Annotated in this window: 16 protein-coding genes; 10 read left to right on the top strand and 6 right to left on the bottom strand. The window is 64.1% G+C overall.

Annotated features, from left to right (window positions below; all coding sequences use genetic code 11):
- Nucleotides 1-24: 24 nt before the first annotated feature.
- The 6 genes from L979_RS14490 to tkt all read right to left on the bottom strand — a co-directional run bounded on the left by L979_RS14490 (nt 25) and on the right by tkt (nt 8,344).
- On the bottom strand, nt 25-882 hold the full coding sequence (locus L979_RS14490; protein WP_197052082.1) for a 6-phosphogluconolactonase: 858 nt from the start codon (nt 880-882) through the stop codon (nt 25-27).
- Nucleotides 866-1,810: a glucose-6-phosphate dehydrogenase assembly protein OpcA gene (locus L979_RS05525; RefSeq protein WP_052209544.1), complete on the bottom strand. Its 945-nt coding sequence runs from the start codon at nt 1,808-1,810 to the stop codon at nt 866-868. The genes L979_RS14490 and L979_RS05525 overlap by 17 nt, the downstream gene beginning before the upstream one ends.
- Entirely contained in the window at nt 1,807-3,348 is a 1,542-nt protein-coding gene (zwf, locus tag L979_RS05530) for a glucose-6-phosphate dehydrogenase (protein ID WP_047690209.1), read from the bottom strand. Before zwf ends, L979_RS05525 begins: the two co-directional genes overlap by 4 nt.
- Before the next feature lie 14 nt (nt 3,349-3,362).
- Nucleotides 3,363-4,982 (bottom strand): glucose-6-phosphate isomerase, encoded by a 1,620-nt coding sequence (locus L979_RS05535; protein WP_047690211.1) that lies wholly within the window; start codon nt 4,980-4,982, stop codon nt 3,363-3,365.
- Nucleotides 4,983-5,093: 111 nt separating this feature from the next.
- Nucleotides 5,094-6,200 carry a transaldolase gene (tal, locus tag L979_RS05540; protein ID WP_047690213.1) on the bottom strand — a complete coding sequence of 369 codons (1,107 nt, stop codon included), beginning with the start codon at nt 6,198-6,200 and terminating at the stop codon, nt 5,094-5,096.
- A gap of 26 nt (nt 6,201-6,226) precedes the next feature.
- The gene (gene tkt / locus L979_RS05545; protein ID WP_047690215.1) at nt 6,227-8,344 is read right to left on the bottom strand and encodes a transketolase; all 2,118 of its coding nucleotides are present in this window, start codon (nt 8,342-8,344) and stop codon (nt 6,227-6,229) included.
- A 425-nt stretch (nt 8,345-8,769) separates the two neighbouring features.
- On the opposite strand from tkt, the gene L979_RS05550 reads away from it, so the two are divergent.
- The 10 genes from L979_RS05550 (at nt 8,770) to L979_RS05595 (ending at nt 18,567) form a co-directional block, all read left to right on the top strand.
- Entirely contained in the window at nt 8,770-9,711 is a 942-nt protein-coding gene (locus tag L979_RS05550; RefSeq protein WP_052209545.1) for a heme o synthase, read from the top strand.
- Between the two features lie 18 nt (nt 9,712-9,729).
- On the top strand, nt 9,730-10,638 hold the full coding sequence (locus L979_RS05555) for a dihydrodipicolinate synthase family protein (protein WP_047690218.1): 909 nt from the start codon (nt 9,730-9,732) through the stop codon (nt 10,636-10,638).
- Nucleotides 10,639-10,691: 53 nt separating this feature from the next.
- The gene (locus L979_RS05560; protein WP_052209546.1) at nt 10,692-11,696 is read left to right on the top strand and encodes an ABC transporter ATP-binding protein; all 1,005 of its coding nucleotides are present in this window, start codon (nt 10,692-10,694) and stop codon (nt 11,694-11,696) included.
- Nucleotides 11,693-12,496 carry an ABC transporter permease gene (locus tag L979_RS05565; protein WP_189587233.1) on the top strand — a complete coding sequence of 268 codons (804 nt, stop codon included), beginning with the start codon at nt 11,693-11,695 and terminating at the stop codon, nt 12,494-12,496. Before L979_RS05560 ends, L979_RS05565 begins: the two co-directional genes overlap by 4 nt.
- Nucleotides 12,497-12,618: 122 nt before the next feature.
- Complete coding sequence (locus tag L979_RS05570) at nt 12,619-13,683, top strand: heme A synthase (RefSeq protein WP_052209542.1); 1,065 nt, start codon at nt 12,619-12,621, stop codon at nt 13,681-13,683.
- Between the two features lie 119 nt (nt 13,684-13,802).
- Nucleotides 13,803-14,555: a metalloregulator ArsR/SmtB family transcription factor gene (locus L979_RS05575; protein ID WP_119933017.1), complete on the top strand. Its 753-nt coding sequence runs from the start codon at nt 13,803-13,805 to the stop codon at nt 14,553-14,555.
- Nucleotides 14,556-14,622: 67 nt separating this feature from the next.
- Nucleotides 14,623-16,074, top strand: coding sequence for a Fe-S cluster assembly protein SufB (gene sufB / locus L979_RS05580; protein ID WP_047690221.1), 1,452 nt, complete (start codon nt 14,623-14,625; stop codon nt 16,072-16,074).
- 109 nt (nt 16,075-16,183) lie between these two features.
- Complete coding sequence (gene sufD / locus L979_RS05585) at nt 16,184-17,392, top strand: Fe-S cluster assembly protein SufD (protein WP_052209547.1); 1,209 nt, start codon at nt 16,184-16,186, stop codon at nt 17,390-17,392.
- A 43-nt stretch (nt 17,393-17,435) separates the two neighbouring features.
- A complete protein-coding gene (sufC, locus tag L979_RS05590; protein WP_047690223.1) occupies nt 17,436-18,197 on the top strand; it encodes a Fe-S cluster assembly ATPase SufC in 762 nt (253 codons plus the stop codon).
- Between the two features lie 31 nt (nt 18,198-18,228).
- On the top strand, nt 18,229-18,567 hold the full coding sequence (locus L979_RS05595; protein ID WP_047690225.1) for a metal-sulfur cluster assembly factor: 339 nt from the start codon (nt 18,229-18,231) through the stop codon (nt 18,565-18,567).
- The last annotated feature ends 89 nt before the right edge of the window (nt 18,568-18,656 follow it).

Genomic DNA, 18,656 nt, shown 5'->3' on the forward strand with positions numbered 1-18,656 from the left:
ATGGCGGTCCACAATGCGTAGAACTCAGTCCTCCGAGGTGGTGAACAGGACCGTGGAGAACTGACCGGAGACACCCAGGCCCTGTGATCCTCCTGCAGTTGTGTTGCGCACCAACTGCTGAGCTGCTGCCACCTCTTGTGCATCTGAGGCCAACATCCACAAGTGGTGCGAGGTCGAGATCAGGGGCAGAGTCATGGCGATGAGAGGAGATGGCTCCTGGTGGGAGCCGCACACCACCACGGTAGCCTCATGCATCCGGCCTGGCTCAGGCAACCGGTCTAAATCAAGCGCCTGGGCGCCCGTGGAACCTGACATCTGGGCGGCCACAGGCTGGTGAGCACCAACACCCAACAGGGCGATGTCAAAGATGGGGAACTCACTCCCGTTGCCGTCAGCGTCAGCGGCCGCCTTCAACTCCGCCAGGTAGTCAGCGGCGGCATCCTCGGCTGTGAAGAACTGGTCCGAGTCGCCGATCACGTGGACGTTCTCCGGGGGCACCTGGCTGAGCAACATGAAGTTCTCAGAGGCGGCTGCTGCACGCTGCGCATTGCGCTGTGGGTGCTCCTGGGGAAGGAAGTACTCCTCACACCACCACAGGTCCACGCAACTCCAGTCGGGAACGAACTCGGCAGTCCTGGTGGAGGCAGCCAATGCCTGAATGGCGGTGATGACCAGTGGACCGCCAGTCAGCGCCAAGGACGCTCTGCCGCGGTCCTCCTGCGCCTCCACCAGAACCTGATTGACCCGGGCCGCCACATGCTCCACCAACAGGGCCGTGGTCTGTTCCCTGACAACATCAGGTTGCACACCTTCAGCGTTCACACCTTCAGGGTGCACACCCTCCGGTTGCACACCTTCAGGGTGCTCAGGCAGCGCCTTCACCACACACACCACAGGGCAGTACGTGCACGGCAGAGGCCAGAACCTCGCCGTAGACCTCATCCGGGTCCAGCTGACGCAGTTCTTCAGCCAGGCAGGCACTGAGCTCACGGTGGGGGATGGCCACCCGCTGATCCGGTTGGCCAGGTTGGATCAAAGTCCCCAGGGAGTTGCCCGGGCGTTCCAAGGCGATGTCCCCGTTGGGACGCACCAAACGAACACCGCCCAAACCGTGCTGAGACTTCTCCGGGTGCACAAACCGCACCGGAGCCGATAGCCGCCCACTGAGCCAGGCACCCAGCAGGTGCACTCGTGATGAGTCGGCTGCACCGGTGACCACCACTTCTGAGACCGGGCCCGGTTCGGCCTGGTCCATGGCAGCAGCCAGCTGGACCCGCCAGTTGGTCAGACGCGTCCAGGACACATCAGTGTCTCCGGGGGCGTACTGCTGTGCCAGATGGGTCAAGGCCTCGCACACGTTCTGGGCATTGGAGGAATCAGTGATGCGCCGGTGGGCAATCTTGCCGATGGACGAATCAGAGGGCTTATTGGGAACCCGATGGGGCCACCAGGCCACAATCGGTGCATCCGGCAACAACAGCGCAGAGACCAACATCTCTGAGGGCTCGGCCAGTTCCCCGTAACCGTGCAGCACCACCACCTCGGAGGCGCCGGCGTCGCCACCAATGCGCAACTGGGCGTCAAGGCGGGTGTAGTCCGAGGCCGAGTGGGACACGTGCATGATGATCCTGCAGGGGTGCTCGTGACTGGCCAGGATGGCTGCATCCAGGGCGCGTTCCGAGTGCCCCGCCTCTGCCATGATCACCAGCGTGAGCACACGGCCCAGGGCAACCACACCGCCCTCGTCACGTAGACGGTGCAGCTGTTTGTCGATGGCAGAGGTGGTGGTGTTCTCCAGATTGACGATCATGGCCGGCGCCACGTCCTTCCATCACGTTCCATCAGTCGATCTGCAGACGGCGGCCCCCAGGAGCCGGGTGCATAACCCTCCGGTTGCGCCCCGTTGGCCTCCCAGTACTCCTCGAACGGATCCAGGATCCTCCAGGAGAGTTCAACTTCCTCGTGGTGGGGGAACAGCGGCGGTTCACCCAGCAGCACGTCCAAGATCAAGCGTTCGTAGGCCTCGGGGGAGGATTCCGTGAACGCGTGCCCGTAACCGAAGTCCATGGTGACGTCCCGGATCTCCGCCTGGGTGCCCGGCACCTTGGAGGCAAACCGGATGGTGACACCCTCATCCGGCTGAATGCGGATCACAATGGCGTTGTTGCCGAACTCATCGGTGTCATGGGTGGTGAACAACCGGTCCGGGCTGCGCTTGAAGACCACGGCGATCTCCGTGACCCGCCGCCCCAGACGTTTGCCGGCACGCAGGTAGAACGGCACCCCGGCCCACCGCCGGTTGTAAACCTCCAACCTCAAGGCGGCAAAGGTCTCCGTGCGGGAGTCATCCGGGATGTCGTCCTCGTCAAAGAAGGACTTGACCTCCTGGCCACCTTGCAGCCCGCCCTGGTACTGACCCAGCGCAGAACCCTCACTCAGATCCTCCGGCAGACGCACAGCAGCCAGCGCCTTGGCCTTTTCAGCTTGCAAAGCCTTGGCAGAGAAGTCGAAGGGCTCCTCCATGGCTGTCAGCGCCAACAACTGCAGCAGGTGGTTCTGGATGACGTCACGGGCAGCACCCACGCCGTCGTAATAACCGGCGCGGGAGCCGATGCCGATGTCCTCTGCCATGGTGATCTGCACGTGGTCCACGTAATTGGCGTTCCACAGCGGTTCAAACATGGTGTTGGCAAAGCGCATGGCCAAGAGGTTCTGCACCGTTTCCTTGCCCAGGTAGTGATCGATCCGGAAGATCGCATCCGGGGCGAACACGGACTCCACAATCTGGTTCAGCTCCTGGGCTGAGCGCAGATCATGGCCGAACGGCTTTTCGATGACCACACGCCGCCACCCGGAGGCGTCCTCGTGATCCGCCAGACCGTTCTCCGCCAACTGGTGGCAGACAACTTCAAAGGCCTTGGGCGGAATGGAGAGGTAAAAGGCGTGATTGCCCCGGGTGCCACGTTCCCGATCCAGGTCCCGCAGCACGTTCTGCAGGTTCTGGTAGGCAGCGGTGTCATCGAATTCACCCTGGACAAACCGCAGACCTTCGGCGAATTGCTCCCACACCACGTCCTGGAACGGCGTGCGGGCATGGGCTTCCACCGATTCCCGGACGTAGGCGCGGAAGTCGTCGGCGCTCCACGGACGGCGGCCAAAACCCACCAAGGAGAACGACGGCGGCAGCAGCCCTCGGTTCACAAGGTCATACATGGCCGGCAACAACTTCTTGCGGGCCAGATCCCCGGTGACGCCAAAGAGCACCAGCGCAGACGGGGCGGCGACCCTCACAAGGCGTTTGTCGCGATCATCCCGTAGCGGGTTGGTGTGCGCGTTGGAGGTGGGCACTTTGCTCCTCTGGTTCAGCGCTGGGCGAGTGCAGTCAACACGTCCAGCAGCTGGGAGACCCCGGTCTCCCGGTCCGTCAGACGCAGACGCAGCACGGGGCGGCCGTGCTCCTCAAGGACCTGGGCATCGCCGTCGGCCTGGGCGGAGATGAGCTCGCCAAAGGTGAAGGGGATTCCGGGGATCTCAAGGTCGGTCTCCGAGTCAGCGGTGATCTGCAGGAACACGCCCGCACCGGGGCCGCCCTTGTGGAACTGGCCCGTGGAGTGCAGGAACCGGGGTCCCCAGCCAAAGGTGGTGGGACGGCCCGTGGCAGTGGCCACCAGGGGGCGAGCATCCTCCAACTCGGTCCAGGTCAGGCGGTCGAAGTAGGCCTGGATGGAGACGTAGCCGTCAGCCGGCAACCGGTCCAGCAGGGCCACGACGGCCTGAGTCAGGTTCTGTGCCCCGTCCAACAGATCGGCGGCACCGCGGATCTCCACGGAGCCGTCCACCAGGACAGCGGGGGTGGGCTCAGGCTTGTCGGCCAGCACGGCACGGGTGGCGGTCTTGGCGGACTCCACATCGGGCTGGTCAAAGGGGTTGATGCCCAGCAGCTTGCCGGCCACAGCGGTCGCGACTTCCCATAGGAGCATCTGGGCGCCCAAGGAACCGGCCACAGCCACGGCATCGCCTTCGGGTGCAGTCTCGGTGTCCTGCGGAACCAGGTAGGCGGGCAGAACGTCAGATGCCACGGGATCCTTCAGTTCGGGGACGTCGTCGGTGACCACCACCGGGAGGATGCCGGTGCCGTCCTTGCCGGTTGACTCGGCAATGAGCTGCTCGGCCCAGTCGGCAAATCCAACGATCCCGGAGCCGCAGTCCTGGATCAACAACTTGTTGCGCAGGGGAGTGGTACCGCCCATGACCGCGCCCAGCAGGAGGCCCAGGTTGTCCTCGGCGTCCTCACGCAGCACCTCGGCGGCCTCGTCCACCTCGTCCAGCAGGGCCTCCAGGTCAACGCCGGCCAGACCGGAGGGGACCAGGCCAAAGGCCGTCATGGCGGAGAAGCGCCCACCGACGGTGGGATCAGCCGTGAACACCGCACGGTAACCGGCGTCCCGGGATGCCTGATCGAACGGGGAACCGGGGTCGGTGACCACCACCAGACGGCGCGCGGCATCGATTCCGGCGTCGTTGAAGGCCTTCTCAAATGCACGGCGTGCAGAATCGGTCTCCACCGTGGAACCGGACTTGGAGGAGATCACGGCAGCGGTTCGGGCAATGTCCTTGGTCAGGGCCGCCTGCACCATGACGGGGTCGGTGGAGTCCAACACGAACAGCTCCACGCCGGCGGTCTTGGTGATCACCTCAGGGGCCAGGGAGGAGCCACCCATACCGGCCAGTACGAATCGGTCCACGCCTTCTGCGGCAAAGGACTCACGCAGCTCATTGATCTGAGCAACCAGAGGGCGGGAGACCTCAGAGGCATCCACCCATCCCAGGCGCTTGGAGGACTCGTCCTCCGCAGCAGGGCCCCACATGGTGTGGTCCTTGGCGAACAACCGGGAGGCGAACTTTTCCTCCACCAGGGTGGGAACATGGCGGTCGGCTGCCTTGCTGGCGGCACCGTTGAGCATCACGGACAGGGAACTCATGACGTCCTCTCTGAGCGCCCGGTGGCGCTCCTGCATGGATGGGGTGTTCGGTGGGTGGAGATGTGTGCAGGTGTGACCGGTCAACCGGCCACACCCACACGCATCAGCGGATCAGCATGCCTGATCCAGCGCGGTCTGAACGGTTTCCAGAAGCTCGGCCCAAGAGGCCTCGAACTTCTCCACACCTTCGGATTCGAGTTTTGCCACGACGTCGTTGTAGTCGATGCCCAGCCGCGCCAACTGATCCAACAGGGCGTTGGATTCCTGGTAGGTGCCGGTGATGGTGTCACCGGTGATCTGGGCCTGCTCAGCCGTGGCGTCCAAAGTCTTCTCCGGCATGGTGTTGACCGTGTTGGGTGCAACCAGGCCGTCCACATACAGGGTGGCCGGCAGGGCCGGGTCCTTGGTGCCGGTGGAGGCCCACAGGGGACGCTGACGGTTGGCACCGGCGGATTCCAGACGCTTCCAGCGCTCGGTGCCAATGGAGTCCTCGTACACCTGGTACGCCAGACGGGCATTGGCCAGACCAGCCTTGGACTTCAGCGCCAAAGCCTCATCCGTGCCGATCTCCTCCAGCTTGGCGTCCACGGCAGAATCCACGCGCGAGACAAAGAAGGAGGCCACCGAATGAATGGTGGAGAGGTCCTTGCCGTTCTCCAGAGCTTTTTCCAACCCGGACATGTAGGCGTTGACCACGGCACGGTAGCGCTCCAAGGAAAAGATCAGCGTGACGTTCACGGAGACACCCTCTGCCAGGGTTTCGGCAATGGACGGCAGACCGGCCTCCGTGGCCGGAATCTTGATCAGCACGTTGTCCCGGTCAATGGTGTCCGACAACCGCCGAGCCATGGCGGCGGTGGCCTCCGGGTCATTGGCCAGACGCGGGTCCACCTCAATGGACACGCGGCCGTCCTGGCCCTGGGTGGCCTCTGCAATGTTGGCGAACACGTCACAGGCGTCCCGGACGTCATCCGTGGTGATGGTGAAAACAGCTTCATCCACGTCCGCGCCGGCAGCGGCCAGTTCCTTGACCTGGTCCGCATAGGCAGCACCGTTGGAGAGAGCACCGGCAAAGATCGTGGGATTGGTGGTCACACCCACCACGTCCTTGGTGTCGATCAATTCCTGCAGGTTCCCGCTGGTCAGACGCTCACGGGAGAGATCGTCCAGCCAGATGGACACACCGGCATCGGAAAGCTTCTTGGTTGAGGCAGTCATTGCGGACTCCTTTGCAGTTGGTGGGCTCAGCGCTGGGCTGCAGCCACGGCGTCTATGGATTCGTGGGCCTTGGAGGCGACGTCCTTGGCGGTGATGCCGAACTCCTGGTAGAGCTTCTCGTAAGCAGCCGACTCACCGAAGTGTTCCAGGGATACCGCGCGACCGTAGGAGCCCAGGATGTCGTTCCAGGACATGGCAATGCCTGCCTCAACGCTCACGCGTGCCTGAACGGCGGAGGGGATCACGGATTCCCGGTAGTCGGCGTCCTGGTTGTCGAACCACTCGCGGCATGGCATGGAGACCACACGACCCTTGATGCCCTCGGCTGCCAAGGACTCACGGGCCTCCAGAGCCAGCTGGACCTCGGATCCGGTGCCGATCAGGATCACGTCCGGGGTGCCGTCGGTGTCAGCCAGGACGTAACCGCCGCGGGCCACGCCTTCGGCCGAGGCCAACTTCTCACCGTCACCCTCCATGCCTTCGCGCAGGAACGTGGGCACGTTCTGCCGGGTCAGTGCCAGGCCGGCCGGCCGTTCCCGGTTCTCCAGGACGGTCCTCCAGGCCACGGAGACCTCGTTGGCATCCGCAGGCCGCACGACGTCGAACCCCGGGATCGCGCGCAAGGAGGAAAGCTGCTCCACGGGCTGGTGCGTGGGGCCGTCCTCACCCAGACCAATGGAGTCGTGGGTCCACACGTGGATGGAGGGGACCTTCATCAGCGCGCCCAGGCGGACCGCCGGACGCTGGTAGTCGGAGAAGATCAGGAACGTCCCGGAGAAGGCCCGGGTCTGAGAGGACATGGTGATGCCGTTGACGATCGAAGCAGCGGCGTGCTCGCGGATGCCGAAGTGCAGGACACGGCCGTACGGATTGCCCGTCCACTTGGCAGTGGAGTGCTCGGACGGGATGAACGAGGCCGCAGATTCAATGGTGGTGTTGTTGGACCCAGCCAAATCAGCCGATCCACCCCACAGCTCGGGGAAGGTGTCCGCAATGGCGTTGATGACCTTGCCGGAGGCGGAACGCGTGGCCACGTCCTTGCCGGCTTCGAACACCGGGAACGCATCCGCATAACCCTGGGGCAACTCGCCATCGCGCAGGCGGTCGTAGAGCTTGGCACGCTCCGGGTTGGCTTCCCGCCAGGCCTGGAAGGTCTCTTCCCACGCCTTGCGATCATCCGCACCACGCTGCAGGAGCTCACGGGTGTGGGCCAGGACGTCGTCGTCGATCACAAAGTGCTGCTCGGGATCAAAGCCGAGCACCTCCTTGGTGGCTGCCAACTCTTCTGCACCCAGCTTGGAGCCGTGGATCCCGCCGGTGTTCTGCTTGTTGGGGGCAGGCCAGCCAATGATGGTGCGCAGGTTGATCAGGGACGGCTTGGAGGTTTCGGCCTCGGCTGCCTTGATGGCATCGAACAGCGCCTGGACGTTTTCCTGGTACTCGCCGCCACCGTTGGTCCAGTCCACGGTCTGGACGTGCCAGCCGTAGGACTCGTAACGCATGGCGACGTCCTCGGTGAACGCGACGTCGGTGTCGTCCTCGATGGAAATCTGGTTCTGGTCGTAAATGACCACCAAGTTGCCCAGTTCCTGGTGCCCCGCCAACGACGACGCCTCCGAGGTTACGCCTTCCTGGAGGTCACCGTCCGAGGCGATGACGTAGATGTGGTGATCAAAGGGGGACTCGCCCTGTGCAGCTTCCGGATCGAACAGGCCGCGGGTGTAGCGCTGTCCGTAGGCAAAGCCCACGGCGGAGGCCAGACCCTGACCCAAGGGGCCGGTGGTGATCTCCACGCCCTTGGTGTGCCGGTACTCAGGGTGGCCCGGGGTCTTGGCGCCCCAGGTGCGCAAGGACTCGATGTCCTCCATCTCCAGGCCGAACCCACCCAGGAACAGCTGCAGGTACAGCGTCAGCGAGGTGTGGCCGGGGGAGAGGATGAAGCGGTCGCGGCCGGTCCAACGGTCATCGGAGGGATCGTGGCGCATGACCTTCTGGAACAGCAGGTAGGCGGCGGGCGCCAGGCTCATGGCCGTGCCGGGGTGGCCTGAGCCAACCTTCTCCACGGCATCAGCAGCCAGAACACGCACGGTGTCCACGGCTCGGCGATCAAGATCGGTCCAGGTGAGCTGCTCAGACTGAGGCACGGGAACACTGTCCTTCCAATGAGACGGTTCGCTGATGGCACCGTGCTTGCCGATCTGGGCGCACCAGATCGGGCAGACACGGTGCTGTTCGATGATCAGCCTAAGTCACACCCGTGGGGACCCGTATTTGACTACGGAGGGTTTCCTGCTGATTGCGCGTGCGGCATAACTGGGGCGTGAACCATGACACATCTGGGATCTGGGGCAGCAGGACCGGTCAGCGAATGCCTGCCGAATGTGGTGTTTCGCGCTAGACTGGGCGGAATTCTGTTGTGTCCATTGGCATGACTGGCATATCAGGCAACGCCAACTCAGTACCGCCAAGACGGCACTGCCTACGCAGCACCGCCATCACCTCAGCACCACCACCAACGTCAGGGAGAGCGAAAAACGTGAGCTCAACGCACGCCTCGGAGCACGCCGTGATCCCTGCCTCCGGTGACGCTCACGAGCCTGCAGCAGGCCGCAACACCTCCCTGAAGGACCGCCTCAAGGCGTACCTGCAGCTGATGAAGCTGCGCATTGTGGAGCTTTTGCTGATCGCCACGGTGCCCACCATGATCTTTGCCCAGCAGGGCATGCCGAGTTTTTGGCTGATCCTGAACACCTTGATTGGCGGCACGCTCTCGGCCGGTGCGGCCGGAGCTTTCAACTCCTACATTGACCGCGACTCCGACCGCGTGATGAAGCGCACCTCCAAGCGGCCGCTGGTCACGCGTGTGGTGGGGGATCGGGAGGCCTTGATCTTTGCCTGGATCGTGGCCGTGGTCTCCGTGATCTGGTTCCTGGTGTTCGTCAACCTGCTGGCAGCTGTGCTGACGGCTGTGGCGATCTTCCTGTACGCAGTCTTCTACTCGATCATCCTCAAGCGCCGCACCTCCCAGAACATTGTGTGGGGTGGCGTGGCCGGTTGCATGCCCGTGCTGATCGCCTGGGCCGCCGTGACCGGGACCGTCGAGTGGCCGGCGGTGGTGCTGTTTGCCGTGGTGTTCCTCTGGACCCCGCCGCACTACTGGCCGCTGTCCATGAAGTACGCCGCTGACTACTCCCGCGCCGGGATTCCCATGCTGGGTGCCATTTCACCTGCGGGCAAAGTGGCCTCCCAGGTGGTGCTCTACGGCTGGGCGACCGCCATCTGCTCGTTGCTGCTGGTGCCTGTGGGTGGCGCGGGGTGGCTTTATGCCAGCGTGTCCTTGGCGGCCGGTGCCTGGTTTGTCTACGAATGCCACCGTCTGCTGCGCCTGGCCAATGCCGGGGAAGCTACCGACAAACAGGCCATGCGCGTGTTCCACGGCTCCATCACCTACTTGACCTTGGTTTTCGTGGCCGTTGCGGTGGACCCCTTTGTGGGTGGCCCCATTCTGTGACCCCGTAGACTGCCCACCATGCTGAGCATGCGCTTCTCCGGTCTGGTGGCCTATCCGGTCACGCCTTTTGCCCCCGGAGGAGTATTGGACCTGGAGGCACTGTCCCAGCAGGTGGGCGCCCTGTCCGAATCGGGTGTTGACGAGATCTGCGTTCTGGGCACCGCCGGTTCTTTCGCCTACCTCAGCAACGACGAACGCGGCGACGTCGTCCGCACTGCCGCGGCTGCAGCCGCCGGATCAGGCGTGCCGGTGGGCGTGGGGATTTCCGCGCTGACCACTCAGCAGGTGTTGGAACTGGCATGGGATGCGGAGAACTCCGGGGCGGATGCCTTGGTGGTCAACCCGCTGTCCTACGTGGCCTTGCGCTCCCCGGAGATCGCTGACCAGGTGGAAACCGTGGCCTCCTCCGTGGGCCTTCCCCTGTGCCTGGACAACAACCCCGCCACCACGGGCTTTGTCTACCCCGTGGATTTGGCCGCGGAGCTGACCCACCTGGAGAACGTGGTGGCCTTCAAGGACACCGCTGATTCCGCCCGGGCCCTACAGAACCGCCGCCACCTGTTTGACCAACTGTGTGAACCCGGGACTTCCTTTGGCGTGGCCAGCCCACAACTGATCATTGACGACGCCGATCCCTCCATGGCCTGGCACACCGGCTTGGCTGCGGCTCTCCCGGAGGAATTCGCGTCCTTCCGCGCCGCTGCCGTGGCTCAGGACCGGGAGGCACTCGCCAGGTGGAAACATGCCTTTGCGCCGTTGATCGACGTCCTGCGTTGGGAACGACCCTTGAGTTCCATCTACGCGCTCAACGACGTCTGTGGGGTCCGTACGGCAGCACCCCGCCGACCCATTCACCCCGTGACGTCCCAAAGTCGGCAGCGGATAGCCGAAGCTGTCCAGGTGGTTCGAGCAGCGCTGCGCGCGTGAGTTCCAACGCCGGGTGTTGAAGTACCTACACTGGCTCAGTGCCCATGGACCAGATGACGCCACCCCCCTCACCTCAAGACTCCGCCACCACCAACACGGCAGCGGCGCTGGAGGTTTGCAACCTCCAGATGGAGTTCAAGGTTGCTGCTGGGAGAGGTCATCACAGTGTCAAGGCTGTCAATGGCTTGAGCTTCCAGGCGGCTCATGGCCAGGTCACCGCTCTGTTGGGTCCCAACGGCGCGGGCAAGACCACCACGTTGGAGTGTGCACAGGGTCTGCTGAAACCAACCGGAGGCAGCGTTCGGCTCCTGGGGGAGAACCCGTGGAACGCAGGACCAGCACTGCGCGCACGGGCAGGTGTGATGCTGCAGGACGGCGGCTTGCCACAGAGTGCACGCCCCGGCGAGTTCCTCAAACACATCAGTTCCATGTACCACCGGCCTGCGGACATGCAAGAACTGATCGACACCCTGGGCATCAACTCCTACCTCAAGACTCCGCTGCGTCGCCTCTCCGGCGGCCAGAAGCAGCGCGTGGCCCTGGCCGCAGCCTTGGCCGGGGATCCGGAGATCGTGTTCCTGGATGAGCCCTCAGCCGGTCTTGACCCGCAATCCCGCGCCGTGGTTTTTGACCTGATCGCCCAGCTCAAACAGCGCGGCACGGCAGTTGTGCTGACCACCCATTTGTTGGACGACGCCCAACGCCTGGCCGATCACGTGGTGATCGTGGACCGGGGAACCGTGCGGAAGTCGGGTACGGTCGCCGAGCTAATTGCCGGGGATGACACCACGGGAGTGCTGCGCGTGGGCCTGACCGCCAGGCAACGTGACCTGTGGGAGGAGGCGCCGCCGTCGTTGACGGGTGCGGGGCCAGAGTCCGGTGTGCAGGTTGAGATGCACCAGGAGGAGGTCACCGTGACCGGCACCTTTGGGCCGCAACTGCTGGAGGAGATCACCACCTGGCTGGCCACCACAGGCGAGTTGCCCACGTCCATGACATTGCAGCCGCGCACCCTGGAGGACGTTTTCCTGGCAGTGGCCGGACGGGAGATCCGATGAACACGAGCGCACGTTCCATCACCACGACGGCGAACCCGCGCACCGCACATCCCGCACCCATGTGGCGCCGGGTCATCAGCCAGACCCGGTATGAGGCCCTGACCATGTTGCGCAACGGCGAGCAACTCCTGCTGCTGGTGATTCTGCCGGTGATCGCCCTGGTTGCCCTGTCCCGGATGGATCTGTTGGACTCCGTGCTGCCAGCAGGCGCCAGCCGTCTGGACTACGCCGTGCCAGGAGTTTTGGCGCTCAGCGTGATCTCCAACGCCTTCTCCGGACAGGGGATTCAGACCGGTTTTGATCGTCGATACGGCGTGCTGCGTCAGCTGGCCACCACACCTCTGGGGCGCAGTGGTCTGATTGCCGGCAAGCTCGGCGCCATCCTGTTGGTGTTGGCGGCTCAGACCGTGTTGATCGGCGCGGTTGCATGGTTCATGGGTTGGCACCCCTCCGCGTCCGCACTGCTGGAGGCCGCCCCGTTGTTGGTGTTGGGAGCGGTGGCTTTCACCGGACTGGGCCTGTTGGCGGCAGGCACCATGCGGGCGGAGGCAACACTGGCCGTGGTCAATCTGCTGTGGGTGTTGTTGGCTGTGGTCGGTGGCACGCTGGCTCCGGCCTCCGCGCTGCCGGAGTGGCTGGCGCCGCTGATCGGGTTGTTGCCATCGGCTGCCCTGGCTGACGGTCTGCGGCACGTGATGGTGCCTGATGACCCCGGTGCTCTGCTGGGGCCAGTTGTTGTCCTGGCGGCATGGGCTGCCATCGCCTGGGCGGCCACTGCGCGTTGGTTCCGCTGGAGCTGACAAGAGCGTTCCGCTGAGCTGTGCGTACGGTCCCGCCGGAGCTGAGCCCCGATCTCCCAGTGGTGTCCCGGCGTTAGACTGGATCGGCCCTGAAAACCACCACCCTGTATGGATGTGACCCCGTGAGTTCCGCCCCCGCCCGCACCCCGTCCAGCTCCGGCCAGGCACACCCTGACGGTGGTCCCGGCCCTGAGGGGAAGCCGGAAACGCTGGGTGAGCGGGCGTCGTCGTTCTTCCTGCGGACCCAGGTGGACGGTTGGGTGCGCCTGACCGCGTGGGCCTCCCTGTTGGCCAACTCCCTGTTGATCCTCACCGGGGGACTGGTGCGCCTGACCGGCTCCGGTCTGGGCTGCCCCACATGGCCGCGGTGCACGGACGAATCCTGGACTTCCACCACGGAGATGGGCATTCACGGTGCCATTGAGTTCGGTAACCGCCTGCTGACGTTCGCCCTGGCCGTGGTGGCCATCCTGGCCTTCCTGGCGGTGTTGAAGATGCGGCGGGAGCGTCGTGACTTCTTCTTGCTGACCCTGTTCCTGGGCTTGGGCATTCCGCTGCAGGCGGTGGTGGGGGGCATCACGGTACGGACCGGGCTGAACCCGTGGATCGTGGGCATCCACTTTATGATCTCCGCCGCCATGATCTACCTGGCGGCCACCTACGTGAACCGGGTCCGCCGGGCGAGCCTTCATGACGTCGACCACCGCGAACAACCCGGCCAGGCGCAACACGCCCGCGGCGTCATTCGGGGCATGGTAGTTGTTATGGGATTGCTCACACTGGTGATCGTCTATCTGGGCACGCTGGTCACGGGCACGGGCCCCCACTCCGGCGATGCCGGTGAAGTGGTCCGCCACACCTTTGACGCCGTGATGATCACCCGTGCCCATGCCATTCCCGCGTACCTGTTGGTGGCACTTGTGCTTGCCGCCCTGGTCATGGGACGCCGCTCCTGGCCACAGCCGGTGTGGCGGGCATACGCGCTGGTGGGGCTCGTGGTGGTGCTGCAGGCAATGGTGGGTTTTTACCAATACTTCAACGGACTGCCGATTGTGGCGGTCAGCTTGCACCTGGTGGGATCCGCCCTGATGGTCTCCGTGGTGGCCTTTGCCGTGGAGAAGGCCTTTGCGCTGACTGCTCACCCCGCAGACGTCACCACCAGCTCGGTCACGGACCCCACGCACTGAGGCGCGCACACCTACTGAGGTGAGCCTTCCTAGTCACCGGGAATGAATTTAGACATACTTTGGTTGTGTAATTTGGCCCCGATGTGGAGCCGACGTGTGACCGTGATGGGAGGCAGCGCATGACCGTGGAGCATTCGTCCACCACCGTGAACCAGCCCCAGACGGTTGAGGAATCCACGGAGTCCACCACGCGTTCCCGCGTGCTCAATGCTGTTCTGGAACATGGTCCCGTTTCCGCCCGTGACCTTGGCCGCCGCATGGATCTGACCCCGGCAGCCATTCGCCGTCACCTGGATGCCCTGGAGCGGGACCGCTTCATTGAGGTCACCATGGTGCGCCGCCGGGGTTCGGGTGCTGGTCGCCCGGCCAGGCGCTACGTCGTCGCTCCTGAGGGGCACGAACGCCTGGGCAACGATTACCTGGGCATTGCCGCTGACGCACTGGATGCCCTGCGCGACCTGGGCGGGGAGCAGGCGCTGCGCGCCTTTGTGGACCAACAGTTCGAACACATGGAACGCCGGTACCGTCCCACCGTGGAGGCCGCTGGCGACGACGTCGCAGAACGGCTGGACGTCTTGGTTCGTCTGCTCTCGGCAGATGGGTACGCCGCCTCGGCCAACACCGTCAAAGTGGGACCCAGCCGCCACCGGGTGCTCTCCGCCCAGCTGTGTCAAGGACACTGCCCGGTGCAGGAGATCGCCACCAAACACCCCGAGTTCTGCGAGGCAGAGACCCGGATGATCGCCTCCCTGCTGGATGTTGACATCCGCAGGCTTTCCACACTGGCCGCCGGTGCGCACGTGTGCAACACACATGTGCCGCTGTCCAGGCCACAACAGACTGCGGGACGCACCGGTACGCCGGGTCGCTGACTGCCCATCAACCAGGGCTGACCCCAGCCCGCCTGCACACCGAACTGCTCGACACGAGGAGGCCGTCATGACTGACGTGACGAACGCCAATGACACCGTCATTAGCGAAATCTTGGAGAAGAACCCGGAGCTCGAGGGCATCGGCAACTACGAATACGGCTGGGCTGACCCTGACGTTGCCGGTGCATCCGCGCGTCGTGGTCTGAGTGAGGAAGTCGTTCGGGACATCTCCGCCAAGAAGAACGAGCCCGAGTGGATGCTGAACATGCGTCTGAAGGCCCTGAAGTTCTTTGACCGCAAGCCCATGCCCACCTGGGGTGCGGACCTGTCGGAGATCGACTTCGACAACATCAAGTACTTCGTGCGCGCCTCGGAAAAGCAGGCGCAGTCCTGGGAGGACCTGCCGGCGGACATCCGCGACACCTACGAGAAGCTGGGCATCCCGGAGGCCGAGCGCTCCCGACTGGTGGCCGGTGTGGCCGCCCAGTACGAGTCCGAGGTGGTCTATCACCAGATCCGTGAGGACCTGGAGGAGCAGGGCGTGATCTTCATGGACACCGACACCGCCCTTCGCGAGCACCCCGAGTTCTTCGAGGAATACTTTGGCACCGTGATCCCGGTCGGTGACAACAAGTTCGCCGCCCTGAACACGGCTGTGTGGTCCGGTGGATCATTCGTGTACGTACCCAAGGGCGTTCACGTGGAGATCCCCCTGCAGGCCTACTTCCGCATCAACACGGAGAACATGGGGCAGTTCGAGCGCACGCTGATCATTGCTGATGAAGGCTCCTACGTGCACTACATCGAGGGCTGCACGGCACCGATCTACAAGACCGACTCCCTGCACTCGGCCAACGTGGAGATCATCGTCAAGAAGAACGCCCGCGTTCGCTACACCACCATCCAGAACTGGTCCAACAACGTCTACAACCTGGTGACCAAGCGGGCCATTGCCCATGAGGGCGCCACCATGGAGTGGATCGACGGCAACATCGGTTCCAAGGTCACCCAGAAGTACCCGGCCGTCTACATGACCGGCGAGCACGCCAAGGGTGAGACCCTCTCCATCGCCTTTGCCGGTGAGGGTCAGCACCAGGACACCGGTTCCAAGATGGTGCACGTGGCCCCCAACACCTCATCCTCGATCGTCTCCAAGTCCGTGGCCCGTAACGGTGGCCGCGCGGCCTACCGCGGTCTGGTTCAGGTTCGGGAAGGCGCTCACAACGCCAAGTCCAACGTGGTGTGCGACGCCCTGCTGGTGGACACCATTTCCCGGTCGGACACCTACCCGTACGTGGACATCCGTGAGGACGACGTCTCCATGGGGCACGAGGCCACCGTTTCCCGCGTCTCCGAGGAGCAGCTGTTCTACCTCATGCAGCGCGGCATTGCGGAGGAAGAGGCCATGGCCATGATCGTGCGCGGATTCGTGGAGCCCATTGCCCGCGAACTGCCCATGGAATACGCACTTGAACTCAACCGCTTGATCGAACTGCAGATGGAGGGCTCCGTTGGCTGACACGTCCAACACCACCACGCGACCCGCACCCGGGGCCGATGTGACCACCGCCGAAGACGACGTCGTTGCCGGGGTGCGTACCGATGAGGCCCGAGTGGCCATTCCGGGGATGACCCAGGAGGGCGAGAAGCTCGCCACGGAGCACACCGCAGGTGATGACAGCGAGGTTGAGGTCACCATCCGGCGCGACCCCAAGAAGCCGGCAGGAAACTCCCGTGCGGAGCGCACCGCCTCCTACGACCTTGCCGATTTTCCCGAGCTCACGGGCCGTGAAGAGGACTTCCGCTTCACCCCGCTGAAGCGTCTCAACGGGCTGCACACCTCCGACCTCACCGGTGAGGCACCGTCCGTGACGGTGTCCGGCACGGATCTGGTGACCGTGGAAACCGTGGGTCGCGACGACGCCCGTGTGGGTAACGCCGGCATCCCGGAGGACCGCTTGTCCGCCAATGCCTGGGCGCACTTCTCCCAGGCCACCGTGGTGACCATCCCGCAGGAGGTCGAGGTCGATCAGACCATCTCCGTGGAGATCAAGGGCACCCACACGGATCCGGCAGCCCAGCACATGATCATCGACGCCAAGCCGTTCTCCAAGGCACGCGTGGTGCTGCACCACAGCGGCACTGCCGTGGTGAGCCAGAACGTAGAGTTCACGGTGGGGGATTCGGCCAACCTGACCGTGGTCTCCCTGCAGGAATGGCAGGATGCGGGCACCGCCCACGCCTCCGCCCAGCACGCCAAGCTGGGCCGGGACGCCCGGTTCAAGCACGTGTGCGTGAGCCTGGGCGGCGACACCGTCCGCGTCACCCCGTCCGTGCGCTACACCGCACCCGGCGGTGAGGTGGAGATGTACGGCCTGACCTTTGTGGATGACGGCCAGCACCTGGAATCACGCCTGTTCGTGGATCACTCTCAGCCCAACTGCGTTTCCCGGGTGACCTACAAGTCCGCCCTGCAGGGCCGCGCAGCCCACGGTGTGTGGGTGGGTGACGTGCTGATCCGCCCCGAGGCCGAAGGCACAGACACCTACGAGCTGAACCGCAACCTGATCCTCAACGACGGTCCGCGCATGGACTCGATCCCCAACCTGGAGATCGAAACCGGCCTGATCGCAGGTGCCGGTCACGCCTCCACCACCGGCCAGTTGGACGCCGAACACCTCTACTACCTGATGTCCCGCGGCATCCCGGAGGTGGAAGCCCGCCGCCTGGTGGTTCGGGGCTTCCTGTTCGAGATCCTTCAGCAGATCGAGGACGAAGGCATTGAGGCCCGCCTGCGCGAGGTCGTTGAAGCCGAACTGTCCAACGCCGACCACTGAGCCCGGCCCACCACACATTTTTCACAGAACTTCAGGAGAGACATTGAGCACTCTGGAAATCAAAGATCTGAACGCATCCGTGCTGCTGGACGAGGACAACAGCAAGCAGATCCTCAAGGGCGTCAACATCACCATCAACTCAGGTGAAGTCCACGCCATTATGGGCCCCAACGGCTCCGGCAAGTCCACCCTGGCCTCCACCATTGCAGGTCACCCCAAGTTCCGCGTGGACTCCGGCTCCGTGCGGCTGGACGGGGAGGACGTCCTGGAGATGTCCGTGGACGAGCGCGCACGCGCCGGACTGTTCCTGGCCATGCAGTACCCCGTGGAAATCCCCGGCGTGACCACCTCCAACTTCCTGCGCTCCGCCAAGACCGCAGTGGACGGGGAAGCTCCCTCCCTGCGCACCTGGACCAAGGACGTCAAGGCCGTTGCCGACCGCTTGAAGATGGATCCCACCATGATTCAGCGCAACGTCAACGAGGGCTTCTCCGGCGGTGAGAAGAAGCGCATGGAGATCATGCAGCTGGAACTGCTCAAGCCAAAGATGGCACTGCTGGATGAGACTGACTCCGGTCTGGACGTGGATGCCCTGCGTGTGGTCTCCGAAGGCGTGAACCGCGCCAAGGAGGAAAACAACCTTGGCGTCATGCTGATCACCCACTACAACCGCATCCTGCGCTACATCAAGCCCGACTACGTCCACGTCTTCAACGACGGCCGGATCGTGGAGCAGGGCGGCCCCGAGCTGGCTTTGCAGCTGGAAGAAGAGGGCTACGACAAGTACGTCGCAGCCGCTCGCTGATCCATCAGCCCGTTGCCTGGAAGGAGACGTCATGACTGAGACCGCAGAAGTTCCCGCAGGGGCGCCGTCGATCGACGAGGTCGAGGAAGCGCTCAAGAACGTGATCGACCCCGAACTGGGCGTCAACATTGTGGACCTGGGCCTGCTCTACGGGGCCTCCTACATGGAGGACGGGGCCCTGAAGCTGGACATGACCTTGACCACGGCAGCCTGCCCGCTGCAGGACGTGATCGAGGAGCAGGTGGAGCAGAACGTTGGTCCCATGGTTGACGAGTGGCACGTCAACTGGGTCTGGATGCCGCCGTGGGGCATGGAACGCATCACGGAGGACGGACGGGATCAGATGAGGGCTTTGGGCTTCAACATCTGATCTCGGCGCGGTCGTCAGGCCCAACCGGTCTTACCCGGCCCGCACGCCCCATACTGCCGAACGTTGCGAGTTCGTTCGATTCCACCCGT

The sequence above is a fragment of the Kocuria sp. ZOR0020 genome, from assembly GCF_000800955.1.
GTDB lineage: Bacteria > Actinomycetota > Actinomycetes > Actinomycetales > Micrococcaceae > Kocuria > Kocuria subflava.